Origin of the sequence: Prevotella illustrans, assembly GCF_017426725.1 — a bacterium.
Taxonomy (GTDB): domain Bacteria; phylum Bacteroidota; class Bacteroidia; order Bacteroidales; family Bacteroidaceae; genus Prevotella; species Prevotella illustrans.
The window spans coordinates 35,979-54,735 of record NZ_JAERMS010000013.1; the positions used below are offsets into that span (position 1 = coordinate 35,979).

The 18,757-nt window shown below is 47.3% G+C and carries 16 protein-coding genes; all 16 read left to right on the forward strand.

The genetic code is table 11. The features are described 5' to 3' along the window. The first annotated feature begins 37 nt into the window (after positions 1-37). The 16 genes from JHU38_RS05940 (at position 38) to ilvD (ending at position 18,755) form a co-directional block, all read left to right on the forward strand. On the forward strand, positions 38-2,599 hold the full coding sequence (locus JHU38_RS05940; RefSeq protein ID WP_107580910.1) for a GumC family protein: 2,562 nt from the start codon (positions 38-40) through the stop codon (positions 2,597-2,599). Next, positions 2,599-3,033: a BT0820 family HAD-type phosphatase gene (locus JHU38_RS05945; protein ID WP_107580909.1), complete on the forward strand. Its 435-nt coding sequence runs from the start codon at positions 2,599-2,601 to the stop codon at positions 3,031-3,033. Before JHU38_RS05940 ends, JHU38_RS05945 begins: the two co-directional genes overlap by 1 nt. Positions 3,034-3,428: 395 nt before the next feature. After that, a complete protein-coding gene (locus JHU38_RS05950; RefSeq protein WP_107580907.1) occupies positions 3,429-3,779 on the forward strand; it encodes an NADH-quinone oxidoreductase subunit A in 351 nt (116 codons plus the stop codon). After that, a complete protein-coding gene (locus tag JHU38_RS05955) occupies positions 3,770-4,492 on the forward strand; it encodes an NADH-quinone oxidoreductase subunit B (RefSeq protein ID WP_107580906.1) in 723 nt (240 codons plus the stop codon). Before JHU38_RS05950 ends, JHU38_RS05955 begins: the two co-directional genes overlap by 10 nt. Before the next feature lie 21 nt (positions 4,493-4,513). Further along, a complete protein-coding gene (locus tag JHU38_RS05960) occupies positions 4,514-6,085 on the forward strand; it encodes an NADH-quinone oxidoreductase subunit D-related protein (RefSeq protein WP_107580905.1) in 1,572 nt (523 codons plus the stop codon). Between the two features lie 37 nt (positions 6,086-6,122). Continuing rightward, positions 6,123-7,196: an NADH-quinone oxidoreductase subunit NuoH gene (gene nuoH / locus JHU38_RS05965; RefSeq protein ID WP_107580904.1), complete on the forward strand. Its 1,074-nt coding sequence runs from the start codon at positions 6,123-6,125 to the stop codon at positions 7,194-7,196. A gap of 25 nt (positions 7,197-7,221) precedes the next feature. Next, a complete protein-coding gene (locus JHU38_RS05970; protein WP_107580903.1) occupies positions 7,222-7,755 on the forward strand; it encodes a NuoI/complex I 23 kDa subunit family protein in 534 nt (177 codons plus the stop codon). A 6-nt stretch (positions 7,756-7,761) separates the two neighbouring features. Then, the gene (locus tag JHU38_RS05975; RefSeq protein WP_107580902.1) at positions 7,762-8,283 is read left to right on the forward strand and encodes an NADH-quinone oxidoreductase subunit J family protein; all 522 of its coding nucleotides are present in this window, start codon (positions 7,762-7,764) and stop codon (positions 8,281-8,283) included. Continuing rightward, positions 8,280-8,591, forward strand: coding sequence for an NADH-quinone oxidoreductase subunit NuoK (gene nuoK, locus JHU38_RS05980; RefSeq protein WP_107580901.1), 312 nt, complete (start codon positions 8,280-8,282; stop codon positions 8,589-8,591). Before JHU38_RS05975 ends, nuoK begins: the two co-directional genes overlap by 4 nt. Positions 8,592-8,596: 5 nt before the next feature. After that, positions 8,597-10,564: an NADH-quinone oxidoreductase subunit L gene (gene nuoL / locus JHU38_RS05985; protein ID WP_107580900.1), complete on the forward strand. Its 1,968-nt coding sequence runs from the start codon at positions 8,597-8,599 to the stop codon at positions 10,562-10,564. A 30-nt stretch (positions 10,565-10,594) separates the two neighbouring features. Continuing rightward, a complete protein-coding gene (locus tag JHU38_RS05990) occupies positions 10,595-12,106 on the forward strand; it encodes a complex I subunit 4 family protein (protein WP_107580899.1) in 1,512 nt (503 codons plus the stop codon). Positions 12,107-12,133: 27 nt separating this feature from the next. Continuing rightward, positions 12,134-13,591 (forward strand): NADH-quinone oxidoreductase subunit N, encoded by a 1,458-nt coding sequence (locus tag JHU38_RS05995; protein ID WP_107580898.1) that lies wholly within the window; start codon positions 12,134-12,136, stop codon positions 13,589-13,591. Positions 13,592-13,861: 270 nt separating this feature from the next. Next, the gene (locus JHU38_RS06000) at positions 13,862-15,280 is read left to right on the forward strand and encodes a fibronectin type III domain-containing protein (RefSeq protein WP_146156968.1); all 1,419 of its coding nucleotides are present in this window, start codon (positions 13,862-13,864) and stop codon (positions 15,278-15,280) included. A 308-nt stretch (positions 15,281-15,588) separates the two neighbouring features. After that, positions 15,589-15,846, forward strand: coding sequence for a DUF4160 domain-containing protein (locus JHU38_RS06005; RefSeq protein ID WP_107582269.1), 258 nt, complete (start codon positions 15,589-15,591; stop codon positions 15,844-15,846). A 15-nt stretch (positions 15,847-15,861) separates the two neighbouring features. Continuing rightward, positions 15,862-16,101 carry a DUF2442 domain-containing protein gene (locus JHU38_RS06010; RefSeq protein WP_232369855.1) on the forward strand — a complete coding sequence of 80 codons (240 nt, stop codon included), beginning with the start codon at positions 15,862-15,864 and terminating at the stop codon, positions 16,099-16,101. An 851-nt stretch (positions 16,102-16,952) separates the two neighbouring features. Beyond that, positions 16,953-18,755 carry a dihydroxy-acid dehydratase gene (ilvD, locus tag JHU38_RS06015; protein ID WP_107582267.1) on the forward strand — a complete coding sequence of 601 codons (1,803 nt, stop codon included), beginning with the start codon at positions 16,953-16,955 and terminating at the stop codon, positions 18,753-18,755. The last annotated feature ends 2 nt before the right edge of the window (positions 18,756-18,757 follow it).

Consider the following 18,757-nt stretch of genomic DNA (forward strand, 5'->3'; position numbering starts at 1 on the left):
CTATACGAATAATAAAAAAAAAGAAGTTATAATAAAAATGGAAGAAAACAAAAACGCGGTCCCAGAAGAGTTATTGGAGAAAGACGAACAGTCTTTTTTCGACTTTCAACTTATCTACACAACTCTCATTTTGAATTGGAAATGGTTTGTGTTCTCATTGATTGTCTGTTTGGGAGCCGCGTATGCTTACTTGCGCTATACCACTCCCATGTATCAAGCTTATGCCAAGCTTTTGATTAAAGACGACGAACGTTCGCCTCGGGGCAATAGTATTCAAAACGCGGCTAATCTGGGGCTTATCACGAACTCCAATGGTATTGATAACGAGATGGAGCTCCTTACTTCACATTCTATAGCTGAAGCTTCTGTCCGTGATCTGAAAATTTATGTCAACTATTTTATGGAAGGTAAAGTCAGAGACCATGAACTTTATCGTACTCAACCTTTTAATATTGATGTAGACGCGGCTCATTTGAATCGGTTGGATGTTCCAATGCGTATAATAATAGAAAAAACTTCTGTAGGTTATAGTATTACCGGGACCTACTATGTGACACTTACTGAAGGACGTGTCGACGGTCCCTTCACTATCAACAAGTCAGTCTCTCAAATACCAACGGTTATCAATACGAAAGCCGGCACTATCAGTATCACGCGGAATATGCTTTCAATGGTGAAAGATCTTAATGAGGGGCAGATTTTAAAAGTAAAAATATCATCGCCCAAGATGGCGGCCTACAAATATATTCGAAATCTGGCAGTTAATCAAACATCGAAAACGACAACGATAGCGCAACTGACTTTGGAGGATCAAATTCCGCAACGTGCTATCGACTATCTTAAACAGATGGCAGTTGCATATAACCGGCAAGCTAACGAAGACAAGAATGAGATAGCTCAAAAAACAGAATCATTTATCAACTCGCGTTTGGAAAAAATCAATGCGGAGCTTGGAAGCACCGAGGGAGCGCTTGAAAATTACAAACGGAGAAATAATATGGTAGAACTCAAGATGAATGCCGGACAGGCTGTAGCCAACCAAGATCAATATGCCCAAAAACTTGCCGAAGCTAATGCGCAAGTAGCTCTGCTCAATGAGATGAGTCAATATATGAACCAACCCGGTAATCGATACGAGGCTCTACCCTCAAGTGTAGGACTAACCGATCAGAACGCCACCGTACTTATCAATAAATATAATGAAATAGCAATGGAACGCAAGCGGTTGCTCCGTAGTGCTTCTGAATCCAGCCCAACAGTCACTCCGCTGACGGCTCAATTGGATGATTTGACTAACAGTATTCGCCGTGCTATGAATCAGTCTCGTAGGGGAATGGAGATACAGCGCAATGCAGTGGCGTCACAATTGAATAAATACAGCGGCGAAGTAGGTGCGACTCCGGAACAAGAGCGTATGCTGACTCAGATTGGCCGCCAACAAGAAGTCAAATCCGGTCTTTATTTGATGTTGCTTCAAAAACGCGAAGAGAATTCAATTTCCCTTGCCGCTACAGCCGATAAGGGTAGACTTATTGACGATCCGGAATTTGCTGGTAAAGTAAGCCCCAAGTCAAGTATTGTCATTTTAATTGCCTTGTTGCTTGGTCTTTCAATTCCTGCCTTGATTTTGTTTATTTTACAGTTCTTCCATTATCGTATTGAAGGCCATATGGATGTAGCTCGTCTCACCACATTACCAATTATTGCTGATATTCCTGTGGCAAGTGAGTCGGCAAAGACCAAGGCCGATATTGTTGTTCATGAGAACAAGAATAATCTTATGGAAGAAATTTTCCGTAGCTTGCGTACAAATCTACAGTTTATGCTGAAAGAAAATGAAAAGGTCATTGCTTTTACCTCATCAACAACTGGTGAAGGAAAAACTTTTACAGCAGCCAACCTGGCAGTTAGCCTTGCGCTTTTAGGGCGTAAGGTCATCTTGGTCGGCCTTGATATTCGCAAGCCACGTCTTGCCGAATTGTTTGAGCTTGATGACCACCAACATGGAATTACCAATCTGCTTATTCAAAGTCATCCTTCTGTAGAGGATATCAAGAAGCAAATCCTTTCTTCGGGCATCAATAACCATCTCGAATTGCTTATGGCCGGCCCAACTCCTCCTAACCCTGCGGAATTGCTGGCCCGTAAAAGTCTTGATACGATTTTTGAACAGTTGCGCATGATGTATGATTATATCATCATTGACACTGCTCCTGTAGGATTAGTGACTGATACCTTGCAAATCTCTCGCGTTGTAGATGCCACAGTTGTGATGACCCGTGCCGATTATACGGCAAAAGAAAGTATTGGTCTTATTAATTCTTTGGCGGATAGTAATAAAATGCCAAATGTCTGCATTGTCATCAATGGTATTGATATGTCAAAGAAAAAACATGGCTATTATTACGGTTATGGCAAATATGCCAAATACGGACGCTATGCGCGCTTGGGCAGTAACTATGGAAGCTATGGGCGCTACGGTAGCTATGGTAGCTATGGCACATATGGTTCATATGGCAACTATGGAAGTTATGGTAGCTATGGTAATTATTCAAACAGTCACTATGGTGACAAAAATGATGACTCAATAAAAAAATAATGAAGATAGCAGTAGACTTTGATGGAACAATCGTTACACACCGCTATCCAGCCATCGGAGAAGAAATTCCCTTTGCAACGGAAACTTTGAGAATGTTGATCAGAGACGGTCATCAGCTTATTCTTTGGAGCGTGCGTGAAGGTGCGCTCCTCCAAGAAGCAATTGACTGGTGCAAGGAAAGGGGGGTTGATTTTTGGGCTGTAAACCGTGACTATCCGGAAGAAAAAGTTGAAAATAATAATCACTACTCCAGAAAGTTGAAAGCGGACATGTTCATTGACGACCGGAATATCGGTGGGCTCTTGGAATGGGGACAGATTTACCATATGATACATGATAGTTATAGCCTCAATGATATCATCCAAGAACGTATCAACCAACAAAGTTTTGCGACGCGCAACATGCCAAAGAAGAAGCATTGGTGGCAATTCTAAGCTTCAATTAACTATTTTCAATACTATGACAACGATACAAAAGACATACAACAAGCCAGCCTCCAAACGGATTCATATAGAGACAGAATCAACTTTGTTAGCTGGTAGTAATGCTACGCAACAAGAAAAAAATATACCTATTTACGACGACGGTCTACCTGATGGAGCGTCTGCACAAGCTCGGCGTAATAGCATTTGGGGTGAAGATAATGAATAGAAAAGACATCCTCTTCAGTTGTCACTAACTGTGGGAACATTTCATTTTTGTAATCTGTAGATTGCAATTTTTTGGTTAAATAGCGTAATAATACCAAAAATATATCTATCTTTGCAGCGCTAATTGGTAGATAGGCCTCTGCCGCACGGTTAGCTTATTATTAATAACGTTATATTTTATGTACTTTACTTTATTTATTACCGTTTTGTTGACGGCTTTCGTCTTGGTGGTTGGCGCTTACGTCATCGCTAAGCTGATCGGTCCGCGTTCCTACAATCCGGTGAAAGGAGAGCCTTTTGAGTGTGGTATCCCTACACGTGGAAGCAGTTGGCTGCCCATGCACGTAGGATATTATCTCTTTGCCATCCTTTTTCTGGTGTTCGACATAGAGACCGTTTTGCTTTACCCATGGGCGGTCGTCGTCAAGCAGTTTGGTCCCCTTGCCTTAGTGAGCATCGGATTCTTTCTGTTGGTATTGGTATTTGGCTTGGCTTATGCTTGGCGGAAAGGAGCTTTGGAATGGAAGTAAGAAAGCCGAAAATCAAAAGTATTCCTTACGAGGAGTTTAAGGACAATGATACGCTGGAGGAAATGACCCGGCAATTAAATGAAGGCGGTGCCAATGTGATTGTAGGATCGTTAGATCAGGCTATCAACTGGGGGCGTAGCAATTCGTTGTGGTCATTGACTTTCGGAACCTCATGTTGCGGTATCGAGTTCATGTCCGTGGGCTGCGCCCGTTACGATTTCTCACGCTTTGGTTTTGAGGTAACCCGCAACTCTCCACGGCAGGCTGACTTGATCATGTGTGCCGGTACGATTACCAATAAGATGGCGCCGGTCTTCAAACGCTTGTATGATGAGATTGCCGAACCGAAATACGTGGTGGCAGTCGGTGGTTGTACCATCAGTGGAGGTCCCTTCAAGAAGAGCTACAATGTTGTGCGCGGTATTGATGAGTTAGTGCCTGTAGATGTGTATATTCCGGGTTGCCCTCCGCGTCCCGAGGCAATTCTCTACGGCATGATGCAGTTGCAGCGTAAGGTGAAGGTTGAGAAATTCTTTGGAGGTGCCAATCATAAGATGACCGCAGAAGAACGCGCACGCTCGATGAGCAAGGGCGGACTTCATGGGCTTTCGAACGAAAACCTCTCCGATAAGCAGAAGTTGGGACACCGTGAGCCGATTATCGTGATGGATGTTCCGTCGGATTTCGATCCGCAAAAGGGATTGGAGGAGTAATATATAATAAGGTATTGGAATATGAAACTAAATAACATAGAACTCAATTTTGACAACTTTGCCGGTGAAATGGTCAAGTTGAAGAGTGAGAAGCATTTTGATTACCTTGTTACCATTATAGGTGAAGACTTCGGTGAAGAAGGATTGGGATGTATTTATATCCTGGAAAATACGCAGAGCCATGAGCGTTGTTCGACCAAGGTCATCGCGAAACAGGTGGGGGAGGACTATGTGATTCCTTCCGTGTTGAAGATTTGGAACGCCGCCGACTTGCTGGAGCGCGAGGTCTTTGATTTCCTGGGAATTAAATTCTTGGGCCATCCTGACATGCGCCGTCTGTTCATGCGTAATGATTTTGCGGGCTACCCATTGAGAAAAGACTTCAATATGAGTCCGGAAGCCAATCGATTTCCGACGACCGACGAGCCTGAAACCGATTTCACGACGGAGTGGAATTTGGATAAGCATGGTAATCTTGTCGCAACGCGTCATCGCTTGTTTGACGAAGATGATTTCGTTGTTAATTTCGGTCCGAACCATCCAAGTATGCACGGTGTGTTGCGTTTGCAAGCCGTACTGGATGGCGAGACGGTTAAACATATCTATCCTCATCTCGGCTATATCCATCGGGGTATGGAGAAGATGATGGAAAGCATGACCTACCCTCAGACTTTGGCCATGACTGACCGTTTGAATTATCTTTGCGCGATGATGCATCGCCATGCGCTTGTCGGCGTTATAGAAGACGGGATGGGCATTGAGCTGTCGGAACGAATCCAATACATCCGTACGATTATGGATGAATTGCAGCGTATTGACAACCACTTACTTTATTTGGGTACGGCAGCGCAGGATATGGGCGCCCTCACGGCATTCCTCTATTGTATGCGTGACCGTGAACATGTACTGAACGTAATGGAGGAGACAACCGGTGGACGACTGATTCAGAACTATTATAGAATAGGTGGCTTGCAGGATGACATTGATCCCAATTTTGTTGAGAATACCAAGACTCTTTGCAAATACCTCCGTCCTATGATTCAGGAGTACATGGATGTGTTCGGCGATAACGTGATTACGCACAATCGTTTTGAGGGAGTAGGCCCCATGGGACTTGAAGATAGTATCAACTACGCTTTGACAGGTCCTGCCGGTAGGGCTGCAGGCTGGCATAACGACGTTCGCAAGAATCATCCGTATGCCTGCTATGGTCAGGTGAATTTCAAGGAAATCACGCTTGATGGGGCTGATGCCATGGCTCGTTACATGGTTCATATCAATGAACTTTATCAGAGTCTGGATATTATAGAGCAACTGATAGACAATATTCCTGAAGGAGAATTTTACATCAAGCAGAAACCTATCATCAAGGTTCCTGAAGGACAATGGTATTTCTCGGTTGAAGGAGGTGCCGGTGAGTTCGGTGTTTATCTGGATAGCCGAGGCGACAAGAGTCCTTATCGCTTGAAGATGCGTCCAATGGGACTTACCCTGACCGGCGCTTTCGATAGGATGTTGCGCGGACAGAAAGTGGCTGATTTGGTTACAGCAGGTGCCACGATTGACTTCGTAATACCGGATCTTGATAGATAATACTAAAATTAATGATTATAAATAAACGAAATAGCATATGTTTGATTTTAGTATAGTTACTTCATTTGTCGACAATCTTCTGCGTCAGACGCTTGGCTTGGGAGATTTTTGGACCATATTGATTGAGTGCGTGCTTGTAGGATTGGGCATTTTAGTCGGCTATGCGTTGCTGGCCATTGTGCTGATCTTTATGGAACGTAAGGTTTGCGCTTATTTCCAATGCCGTATCGGTCCTATGCGTGTAGGTCCCTGGGGCATATTCCAGGTGTTTGCCGATGTGTTGAAGATGTTGATAAAGGAGATATTCGCCATAGACAAAGCTGATCTTTTGCTCTATTACGTAGCTCCTTTCCTTGTTATCATTGCCTCTGTAGGAACATTCTCCTTCCTTCCTTGGAATAAAGGTATGAGCGTTCTCGACTTTAATGTCGGCATTTTCATGATTACGGCCATAAGTTCTATCGGCGTTGTCGGTATCTTTATGGCGGGTTGGGGCAGCAATAATAAATACTCTGTGGTAAGTGCCATGCGTGGTGCCGTTCAGATGATTTCTTACGAGATGTCGTTGGGACTTTGTCTTATTTGCGCGGTCATTCTAACAGGCACGATGCAGATGAGCGGTATCGTGGACGCGCAGACAGGTCCGTGGAAATGGCTCATCTTCCAAAGTCCAACCGCGATAATCGCCTTCTTGGTTTTCCTTGTTTCGGGAAACGCGGAGGCTAACCGTGGTCCCTTTGACTTGGCCGAAGCCGAAAGCGAGTTGACCGCCGGCTATCATACGGAATATTCGGGTATGGGTTTCGGTTTTTATTATCTGGCGGAATATCTTAATCTTTTCGTTATTTCAGGTCTGGCCTCTGCCGTATTCCTCGGTGGTTGGGCACCTGTGAACATTGGGTTGGACGCTTTTGATCATGTGATGAATCTGATTCCCGGAATTTTCTGGTTTTTGGGCAAGTCCTTCTTGGTTGTCTGGATTCTGATGTGGGTGCGTTGGACCTTCCCCCGTTTGCGTATCGACCAGATATTGAAACTCGAGTGGAAATATCTGATGCCTTTGATGTTGCTCGTTTTGATTCTGACAACAGCCTGGGTAGCACTCGTCTAACTCTTTAATATTTTTAATTAAGGAAATGGAAAATAATAAATCATATTTCGGTGAAATAGGAGCTGCCCTGAAAACGCTCGGTACCGGTTTGAGGGTTACCATGAAAGAGTATTTCACGCCAAAGTCTACTGAGCAGTATCCGGAAAACCGCAAAACAACACTGCATGTGGCTAAACGTCACCGTGGGCGCCTTGTCTTTAAGCGTAATGAAGACAGCAGCTATAGGTGTACGACCTGCATGATGTGTGAGAAAGCCTGTCCGAATGATACGATTAAGATTACGGCCCATATGGAAGAAGATCCGGAAACGGGGCGTAAAAAGAAGAAACTTGACGATTATCAGTATGATTTGGGAGATTGCATGTTCTGCCAGTTATGTGTGAACGCTTGTAATTTCGACGCGATAGAGTTTACGAATGATTTTGAAAATTCGGTCTTCGATCGCAACAAGCTGGTTCTGCATTTGGATAAGGAAGTTTATCAAGGCGGTTCGCTACCGGAGCTTATCAACGGTGGTGCGCCATTGACAATCGGTAAGTTTAACACCAAAACCAAGTAATAGATTATGGCAAATATTATTATGTTTTGCATCTTGGCTGTAGTCATTCTTGGTTCAGCCGTGATGTGCGTAACCACCAAAAGGATTATGCGGGCAGCAACCTTCTTGCTCTTTGTCCTCTTTGGTATTGCGGGAATTTACTTCCTGCTGGACTATACGTTCTTGGGCGCCGCGCAGATATCAGTTTATGCCGGTGGTATAACCATGTTGTATATCTTTGCGATTCAGCTTGTATCCAAGCGTACGCTCCAAGGCCTTGTGGAACGTCTCAAGGGTAGCCGTGTCGTCGTCGGAGCTCTTGCGACCTTGGCGGGCCTTGTAACGGTAGTCGCCGTATTATTGAAGAATCAATTTATCAACGCCGCACTCGGTACGAGCGATACGGAAGTTCCCATGGAACAAATTGGCAAGGCCCTTGTGGGGTCAGGAAAGTATGAATACGTGCTTCCATTTGAGTTTATCTCTCTCTTTCTGTTAGCTTGTATTGTGGGTGGTATTATGATGGCAAGAAAGGAGGAGGAGAAATGAATATTCCTGTAGAATGCTATTTAGTGCTCAGTTCGCTATTGTTTTTTATCGGCGTATTTGGTTTTGTCACCCGTCGTAATTTGATAGCGATGCTCATTTCCATAGAGTTGGTGTTGAACGCCGCCGATTTGAACTTTGCCGTTTTCAATCGGGTTCTTTTCCCCGGACAGTTGGAAGGTTTCTTCTTTACGCTGTTTTCTATGGGTGTAGCAGCTGCGGAGACGGCAGTTGCCATTGCCATTATCATCAATGTTTACCGCAACTTCCATAGTGATCAGGTGAACAGTATCAAAAACATGAAATTATAAAAACAATGGAATACAGTTATGCATTTTTGATACTTCTTCTCCCGTTTTTGAGCTTTCTGCTGATTGGTCTTGCGGGAATGAAGATGAAAAAGCCGGTAGCTGGCCTTATCGGAACCTTGGTTATAGGTAGTGTATTCGCCATGTCGGTGTTTACGGCGTACGAATATTTCTTTGCCGTGGGCAGAGACGCCGCCACCGGATTATATCCGACGGTTACCGTATTTAACCTGACTTGGCTGAAGTTTACCGAGCTGCTTACTTTCAACATCGGTTTTAGGCTGACTCCCATCAGCGTGATGATGTTGATCGTAATTACCACCGTTAGCTTCATGGTTCATATTTATTCGTTCGGCTACATGGCGGAACGTGACGAAAACTATAAGAAGGAAGAGTACGAACCCGGATTCCAGCGTTTCTACGCATATCTTTCCCTCTTTACCATGAGTATGTTGGGACTGGTCGTGGCTACAAACATCTTCCAGATGTATCTCTTTTGGGAACTCGTGGGTGTTTGCTCTTATCTTCTTATCGGATTCTACTATCCCAAGCACGCTGCTGTGCATGCTTCCAAAAAGGCGTTTATCGTTACGCGCTTTGCCGATTTGTTTTTCCTTATCGGCATTCTGTTCTACAGTTTTTATGTAGGAACGTTCAATTACGATTTGTCCGCTACACCGGAGTTGCAGTCTAACCTGGCCGGTGCGGCATGGGTGTTGCCTATGGCGTTGTTCCTGATGTTCATCGGTGGCGCCGGTAAGAGCGCGATGTTCCCATTGCATATTTGGCTCCCCGACGCGATGGAGGGTCCGACACCTGTCAGCGCGCTGATTCACGCCGCAACGATGGTGGTCGCAGGTGTTTACCAAGTAGCCAGCCTGTTCCCGATTTGGGTGGAATACGCGCCTAATCAGTTGCATTGGGTGGCTTATATCGCCGCGTTCACGGCCTTCTATGCTGCCGCAGTGGCTTGCTGCCAAAGTGATATCAAGCGTGGTCTCGCGTTTTCTACCATCTCTCAGATTGCTTACATGCTCGTTGCCTTGGGCGTTTGTACGGCCATGGAAGGAGAAGGCGGCGTTGGCTATATGGCCAGTATGTTCCACCTCTTTACACATGCCATGTTCAAGGCTTTGCTATTCCTTTGCTCCGGTGCCATTATCGTGATTATCGGCAGCAATTTCAAGGAATATATGGGAGGGTTGCATAAGTATATGCCCATTACCAACATCTGTTTCTTGATAGGAACCATCGCCATCAGCGGTTTCTTCCCATTGGCAGGTTTCTTCTCAAAAGATGAGATTGTAGACGCATGTTTCCATTTCTCTCCGTTTATGGGCTACTTCATGACCTTGGTATCCGGGATGACGGCATTCTACATGTTCCGCCTCTATTACGTGATATTCTGGGGCAATTCCTATTATGAAGCCGATCCCGAACATCGCCGCAAACCTGCCGAGGTTCCTTTTGTCATGTGGGGACCACTTGTTTTCCTTGCCGTCGTTTCGTGCTTTGCCGGCTGGATTCCGTTCGGCCATTTCGTAAGCGCCGACGGTCACGCGGAGGATATTGCCCTTCAGAGCCTTCACTTCGGCCCAACCGCCTGGATGAGTCTTTGTGTAGCCTTTGTCGGTTTCGGCTTGGCCACATGGATGTATGCCAAGGGCACCAATCCGCTTCCCGACATGCTTCAGCGCCGAATGCCTCGTCTTCACAAGGCGGCGCTCAACCGTTTCTACATTGATGACGCATGGCAATTCTTCACACACAAGATTGTGTTTGGCCTTTTCTCCAAACCGATCGCTTGGTTCGATCGTCGTGTCATTGACGGAACGTTCAATTTCATGGCTTGGGGTGCTCAGGAAGCCGGCGAGACAATCCGTCCTTGGCAAAGTGGCGACGTCCGCTCCTATGCCGTATGGTTCCTGACAGGTACCGTAGCGCTCACCCTGATATTGTTGGCCATAGCCCTGTAGATGTCTCACACTTAATGAATCAATAATAAGATGAATATATTAACTTTATTCGTAGTAATTCCGGTCTTGATGTTGATTGGCCTTTGGTTGAGCAAGAACGACAATCAGGTGCGCGGCGTCATGGTAACCGGTGCCACGGCTCTTCTGGGCTTGGCCATCTATTTGGTTTTCGCGTTTCTTGAAATGCGTGAGACGATGCCCGCCGATCAATACCCCATGCTGTTCACTTACAGCACACCTTGGTTTAAGGCGCTCAATATCGAGTATGCTATAGGTGTCGACGGAATCTCCGTTGTCATGATATTGCTTTCCGCCATCATTGTCTTTACAGGAACGTTTGCCTCTTGGCAGTTGGAACCGATGAAGAAAGAGTACTTCCTTTGGTTTGTCCTGTTGAGTTCCGGCGTATTCGGCTTCTTCATTTCCGTAGACCTCTTTACTATGTTCATGTTCTATGAGGTGGCCCTCATTCCCATGTATCTGCTGATTGGCGTTTGGGGAACCGGTCCGAAAGAATATGCGGCCATGAAACTTACGCTGATGTTGATGGGCGGTTCAGCCTTGCTGATAATCGGTATATTGGGTATCTATTACTTCAGTGGCGCGACCACCATGAATATCAACGAGATTGCGGCGATGGCCAACATTCCCGTCGAGATTCAGAAGATATTCTTCCCCTTCCTTTTTATCGGTTTCGGCGTTCTTGGCGCTTTGTTCCCTTTCCACACATGGTCACCCGACGGTCACGCTTCGGCTCCGACCGCCGTATCTATGTTGCATGCCGGTGTGCTGATGAAGCTGGGTGGTTACGGTTGTTTCCGCATAGCTATGTACTTATTGCCCGGCGCGCTTGATGCCTGGGCACCCGTATTCCTCGTGCTGACAACTATCTCCGTCGTTTACGGCGCACTCTCCGCCTGTGTACAGACCGACTTGAAGTACATCAACGCGTATTCTTCCGTATCTCACTGCGGCATGGTGCTCTTTGCGTTGTTGATGATGACACGTACCGCCATCACCGGTGCCGTTCTGCAGATGCTCTCGCACGGTTTGATGACTGCCCTCTTCTTTGCGGTTATCGGTATGATTTATCACCGTGCCGGAACGCGTGACGTGCGTTATTTGGGCGGTCTGATGAAGGTCGTGCCTTTCCTCTCCGTAGGTTATGTTGTAGCCGGTTTGGCCAACCTCGGCTTGCCGGGCTTCTCGGGCTTTGTAGCTGAAATGACCATTTTCGTGGGCTCTTTCCAGAATGCGGACACATTCCATCGCGTCTGTACAATCATTGCTTGCACCTCTATCGTGATTACCGCCGTCTATATTCTTCGTGTCGTGGGTAAGATTCTTTACCAGAAGATACCCAATCAGGAGTTCTATAAGCTGCACGACGCTACTTGGGACGAACGTATAGCCGTGATAGGCCTTATCGCCTGTGTCGCGGGCCTTGGTATGTTCCCCTTGTGGGCCGACGAGATCATCGACGGTGCTGTAGCCCCTGTTATCAATCATATCAGTCAGTTTACGGCAGTTGCGGGTTTGTAATAAACGTTTTAATAGCTATTTAGAATCATGAATATAGATTATAGTCAATTTCTCAATATGGTACCGGAAGTGACTTTGACGTTGCTTTTGGTCATAGCCTTTATTGCGGACTTTTGCAGCGCAAAGAATACGCTTCGCAAATGGTTCAACCCATTGATGTGCGTATTGATGTTGGTTCACGTGCTGGTCAATCTCGGTCCTACCGCAGCAGCCACAACATTTGGCGGCATGTATATAACAGGTCCTTCCATCGGTGTCATCAAGTCGATACTGGCTCTCGGAACCCTCATCGTTCTCATCCAGGCCAAGGAGTGGCTTTCCCGTGAAGACACGGCTTTCAAGGAGGGCGAGTTCTATATGCTGGTCTTCTCTACGCTCTTGGGTATGAACATGATGGTCAGCGCCAACCACTTCCTTCTCTTCTTCTTAGGGCTGGAAATGGCTTCGGTACCCATGGCTTGTCTGGTCGCTTTCGACAAGTATCGGCACAACTCGGCCGAAGCCGGAGCCAAATTCATTCTAACCGCCACGTTCTCGAGTGGTGTCATGCTCTTTGGAATCTCTTTCCTCTATGGCGCGGTGGGCACACTTTACTTTAATGACGTGGCCGCCAGAATTACGACAAGCCCTCTAACTATCATGGGACTGGTGTTCTTCTTCAGTGGTCTCGGTTTCAAGATTTCTTTGGTGCCATTCCATTTCTGGACGGCCGACTCTTATCAGGGCGCTCCTACCACCGTTACGGGTTATCTGTCGGTCGTTTCCAAGGGTGCCGCGGCCTTTACGCTGTGCGCCATCCTCATGAAGGTCTTTGCCCCGATGGTAGAATATTGGCAGTATTTGCTTTATATCGTCATCGTGCTTTCCATCACGGTTGCCAACCTCTTCGCCATCCGCCAGACCGATCTGAAGCGCTTCATGGCCTTCAGTTCCATCTCACAGGCCGGCTATATCATGTTAGCGGTGGTTGGTAACAGCGCTATGAGCGTTACCGCCTTGTCTTTCTACGTACTGGTCTATGTCGTAGCCAATATGGCCGTCTTCTCTATCATCAGCGTTGTAGAAGAGCATAACGACGGCACTGTTAACATGAACAGCTACGACGGTTTTTATAAGACCAATCCTCGGTTGGCTTTCCTGATGACGTTGGCCCTGTTCTCTTTGGGTGGTATTCCTCCGTTTGCGGGCATGTTCTCCAAGTTCTTCGTGTTCATGGCAGCCGTGAATGGTGCTGACGTAACGGCGACGAACGGAGCCTTGGCTTATGGAGTCATGTTCGTTGCTTTAATCAATACAGTAGTCAGTCTTTACTACTACTTGCTCATTGTGAAGGCCATGTATATCAAGCGCAATGACAATCCGTTGCCAACCTTTACCAGCAGTGTCAACACCAAGTTGGCCTTGGCCCTGTGTGTTGCCGGTATCGTTGCCTTTGGTGTTTGTTCCGGTGTTTATGAATGGATCAACATGGCTTCTCTGATGTAATATTTACATCTTATTATATAAAAGAGGATGTGTTCTATCAACGATAGGCATATCCTCTTTTTTCTTTTTAGTAGTTACGTGCTTTTCATTTGTCCCTTTTCTTGACTGTTAAAACAGAAGGGAACCGGCGTATTTTCTGAAACATGCGTGACTCATGGGTTTCTTCACCGGTTGCCTATAAATATAATAAGAATTCTCTAACGCCCGGGCCTCCTACAAGGCGTTGCCCCACACCGAAAAAGGGGATTCAACAGGGAGACACCTATTATTATGAAAACAACATTACTCAGGAACATGCTCACGACGACAGCCACGCTGCTCATCGCCCTCTTCGCCCTGCCGCGACAGGCGCAGGCGCAGAACTCCGTCACCATCGACGGTGTCGAGAAAACCATCCGCTCCATGAAGTTCTTTGAAAGCTATGGCGACGACAACGCTTTCTCGGTCAACCTCTGCCTCTCGACTGACAAGAAAGAGTATGTGTCGATTAGTGGCAACAAGGACCTGCACGCCACCTACAACGACATCGACCTCACCAAGAAGGAGCCGGTGCACGAGGGACAGCAGTATTGGAAAGTGTCTTACGAGAAGGACGGGAAGACGCTGTTCGACGCCTATGCCAAGCCCGACCTCGACTACGCGCTCTTCACGGCTGGAAAGATATGCATCTCTGGCGACCCTCGCTTCTCGCGCAAGATCTGCGGCATCAGCCTTGGCAATGGCGAGATTACCGACACGAAGAACGGCGACGGCAAGAAGCACACCCTCAAGATTGACTATAAGTATGAGCGCACCAAACCCACAGCGGGCACGCTCACGGTGGGCAACGTGACCTCCTACACCGTCACCGGCTTAGAGCCCGGCACGGAATACGAGGTGAATATCCGCATAAAGGACGAGTCGGGCAACTACAATCGCTATGGCATGCAGACCGTCACCACGAAGGGAGAGAAGACCTACGACCTCGAGATTGCCGGCACGCAGGTGACCTCCGCCAACTGCGGCGACCTTTCCGTGATCGACGGTGTAAGCGGAACGGTGAAGTATGACCCAGACAGCAAGGTGCTCACCCTGAAAAATGCTACAATCAATGTATCGGGTGAAAACGAAGGAATCAGGTCAAAGATAGAGGGAATGATTATTCATGTCGAGGGAACCAATACCATTACTACCGGCGCCTTCTCGGCTCTCATGACCGAAAAATCGCACTGCACTATCAGCGGTGGAGGAAAACTCAACCTCTCGGGGAAGTATTTCGGACTGTATGCGATGTGGAAATCTTTTGTTACCATTGAGGATTGCGAAATAAATTGCGGCGGTTCTTTCGGTACCAACAACATTGATGCCGAGATAACCATCAACAACTCTACCGTAACGGCAAAGAGCAAGTATTACATATTCGGAACCATGCGTGGCATTCGGGCCCTCAGCCTCGACGGCTGCACCATCACCCAACCCGCGGGCGCGGCGTTCGACGCATCGCTCGGCGGCGTGGCTCTGAACGGAGAGCTCGTGAAGACAAAGGTGACCATCACCAAGGGTGCCACCGGCATTGACGCAGTGACCGCCGATATGCCTGCCCACAAGCGGGGCATCTACACCCTGCAGGGCGTGAAGATGAACACGGCGTTCGACCGGTTGCCGGCAGGAGTGTATATCGTGGATGGCAAAAAGGTGGTGAAGAAGTAAACCATGTGGGTGCGTCAAAACTAAAATGAAGGCTACCTAAAATTGCTATTTGTAACTTTAAGATAAAAAGAGCCATATCAAACTCGGTGGTCGAGTGCTGATATGGCTCTTTTCATTGTCTTTAAGGGCGGGCAAGTTTCAAATGATCAGTCCGTGTTTATCAAAATTGAGTTTTGATACGGCCTCTACAATCAACAAAAAAGTGTTCTTTGGAGTACTGACTGACGACGGGAAACGGGAGAAAAACATTGTCACCGATGTTTGGCATTGTCGGCGGAAAACATTATCTTTGCAAAAAACAGCAAGATATGCCACAACTCAGTTTCTTTTACGGAATCATCATCATGATGAACTTTGCCGACCATGCGCCAGCTCATTTCCACGCATGGTATGGCGACTATAAAATTATCGTTTCCATCAAGGACGGCATCGTGAAAGGCGAAATGCCCGGACGAGCCTTGCGGATGATACTCGAATGGCTCGACCTGCACCGAGACGAGCTGATGGCTAACTGGGAAAAAGCCTGCAAGGGCGACCCACTCGACAAAATAGAACCGTTAAAATAAAAAGGAGGACAACGTATGATGTTTACAGAAGTAGTGAAAGCCGAATATGCGGGAGGCTACCGTGTAAGGCTGTGGTTCAACGATCATGTTGAAAAGACAGTCGATTTGGAGAATTCGCTTCGGGGAAAAGTCTTTGAGCCTCTCAAGAATCCCGAACTTTTCAAGCGTTTCAGCGTCAAGTTCAACACCATAGAATGGGAGAACGGTGCCGACTTCGCCCCAGAGTACCTATACGCATTGCCCGTGGCCGACTAAGTGCTACGTCCGGAGGCAGCCTCGCTTTTTGACCAATTCCCTTTTCCGTCCCGCATTCCTCTTTCGCAAGGAGTGCGGGACGATTGTTTTCCCCCATGCCGTACGCGTCGGGGCGGACATCGCCGTGTGTCTGCTTGCGGGAAAATGCAACAACCGTCTCCGCTCTCAAGCCGGTGGTGAAGAAGTAAACCATGTGGGTGCGTTCCCCCCCGCACATAGGATTTGCCTTGCCCGAAACGGGTACACAATATAGGGAAAATTCGTTTTTTTGTAAAGTATTTATCCCTTATTTTAACACTTCTGAAGTGAGCAATCTAGCGTTTGTGGAGCCTGTTTACTAAGCTTTTGGACCCGTTGTAATGCGGTTTTTTGCTAACTTGGATGCTTTTGCGTTCTAAAAGCTATGCTTTTGGAATGTAAAAGCTATCCTTTTAGGGGCTGAAAGCTATGCTTTTGTACCGTCAAAGCAGCCCTTTTACAAGTAATTTGCTTACAAAATGGGTGAGAATGAGCGCGCATGAATGGTCTTGAAAACGTAAATAGTTGATTGTCAAATGTTTATGATTATTGCCGAAAAACGCGCGTTTTTGGAGTAAAGTTTTTCTTCGTTGAGAATAACGCGGCTACGAGAGAGCTTTTGTAAAGTATTTTGACGCAAAAAGAATGCTGATCTATTGATTCTTGCTGATTGTGAGATTAGATAGCCGGATAGTGATAAATTATAAGATAAATATAAATTATCATTTTAGAATATTTGTAATCTCGCCAAATTAATATATCTTTGCAATTTAATATGAAGTCCTTGTCGGATTTCGCGGATGGATAATAGAGAAAGAATTAAAATCGTAATTATGAAACATCGGTTGAGAAGTGCGGTTTGCACGGAGGGCAGACGTATGGCCGGCGCCCGTGCGCTTTGGGTCGCCGCGGGTATGAAACAGGAGCAATTTGGTAAGCCGATTATCGCGATTGTGAATAGTTTTACGCAGTTTGTGCCGGGACATACGCATCTGCATGAAATCGGACAGATCGTCAAGAAAGAGATAGAGGCGATGGGGTGTTACGCGGCGGAATTCAATACGATAGCCATTGATGATGGGATTGCGATGGGGCATGACGGCATGCTTTATTCTTTGCCCAGTCGGGATATCATTGCCGACTCTGTAGAATATATGGTAAACGCCCATAAGGCTGATGCCATGATCTGCATTTCCAACTGTGATAAAGTAACGCCGGGCATGCTGATGGCCGGCATGCGCCTTAACATCCCGACGGTATTCTGCTCGGGCGGTCCCATGGAAGCCGGACGTTGGCGCAATGAGAATGCCGACTTGGTAACGGCGATGGTTAAGGGTGCCGACGAATCGGTGTCGGACGAGGAAGTAGCCGAACTGGAACGCACGGCCTGTCCGGGCTGCGGCAGTTGTTCGGGGATGTTCACGGCCAACTCCATGAATTCCCTGACCGAGGCCATCGGTTTGAGTCTGCCGGGTAATGGCACGATTCTGGCTACCCATGTCAATCGCGTTGAACTCTTCAAGGCCGCGGCCCGGCAGATTGTCAGGAATGCTTTTGCCTATTATCAGGATGGCGACGAGAGCGTGTTGCCCCGCAATATCGCTACGCGCGAGGCCTTTCTAAACGCCATGACCTTGGATATAGCCATGGGTGGCAGTACCAATACGGTGCTTCATCTGTTGGCCGTTGCGCAAGAGGGTGGGGTGGACTTCAAAATGGAAGACATTGATAGATTGAGCCGCAAGGTTCCCTGCTTGTGCAAACTGGCTCCCAACACGCAGAAATACAGTGTACAGGAATGTAACCGGGCCGGTGGCATTCTCGGCATTTTGAACGAACTGAACGAAGGCGGACTGATCTATGGCAACGCCAAACGGGTGGATGGCAAGACGCTCGATGAGCAGATGAGGGCCTACGACATCACTGTTGAGCAGCCCGAAGCCGAAGCCCGTCGTATCTATTCCTCGGCTCCGGGAGGGCGGTTCTCAACCCGTATGGGCAGTCAGGACACCTGTTGGTCCGACCTCGACACAGACCGTGAGGGTGGGTGCATCCGTGATTTGGAACACGCTTATACGCGCGACGGAGGATTGGCTGTGCTTTTCGGTAATATCGCGCGGAACGGTTGTGTCGTCAAAACGGCCGGTGTGGATGAAAGTCTTTGGCATTTTGAGGGGCCTGCCGTGGTCTTCGACTCGCAGGACGACGCTTGCGAAGGGATCCTATGCGGCAAAGTGAAGGCGGGCGACTGTGTTGTCATCACGCACGAAGGCCCCAAGGGTGGCCCGGGCATGCAGGAAATGCTCTATCCAACCAGTTATATTAAGAGTCGCCATCTGGGTAAAGTGTGCGCGCTTATCACCGACGGCCGCTTTTCGGGTGGTACGTCGGGGCTGAGTATCGGACATATTTCGCCCGAAGCCGCTGCCGGCGGCAACATCGGAAAGATTAAAGACGGCGATATCATCGTGATAGATATTCCCAATCGACTGCTTCAGGTGAAGCTGACCGACGAGGAGCTGAATGCCCGTCAGCAGCAACCCTTGAAGCGGAAGAGAGTTGTCAGCAAGGCTTTGCGGGCTTATGCGCAGAGTGTCAGCTCGGCAGATAAGGGCGGAGTAAGAATAATAGACTAAAG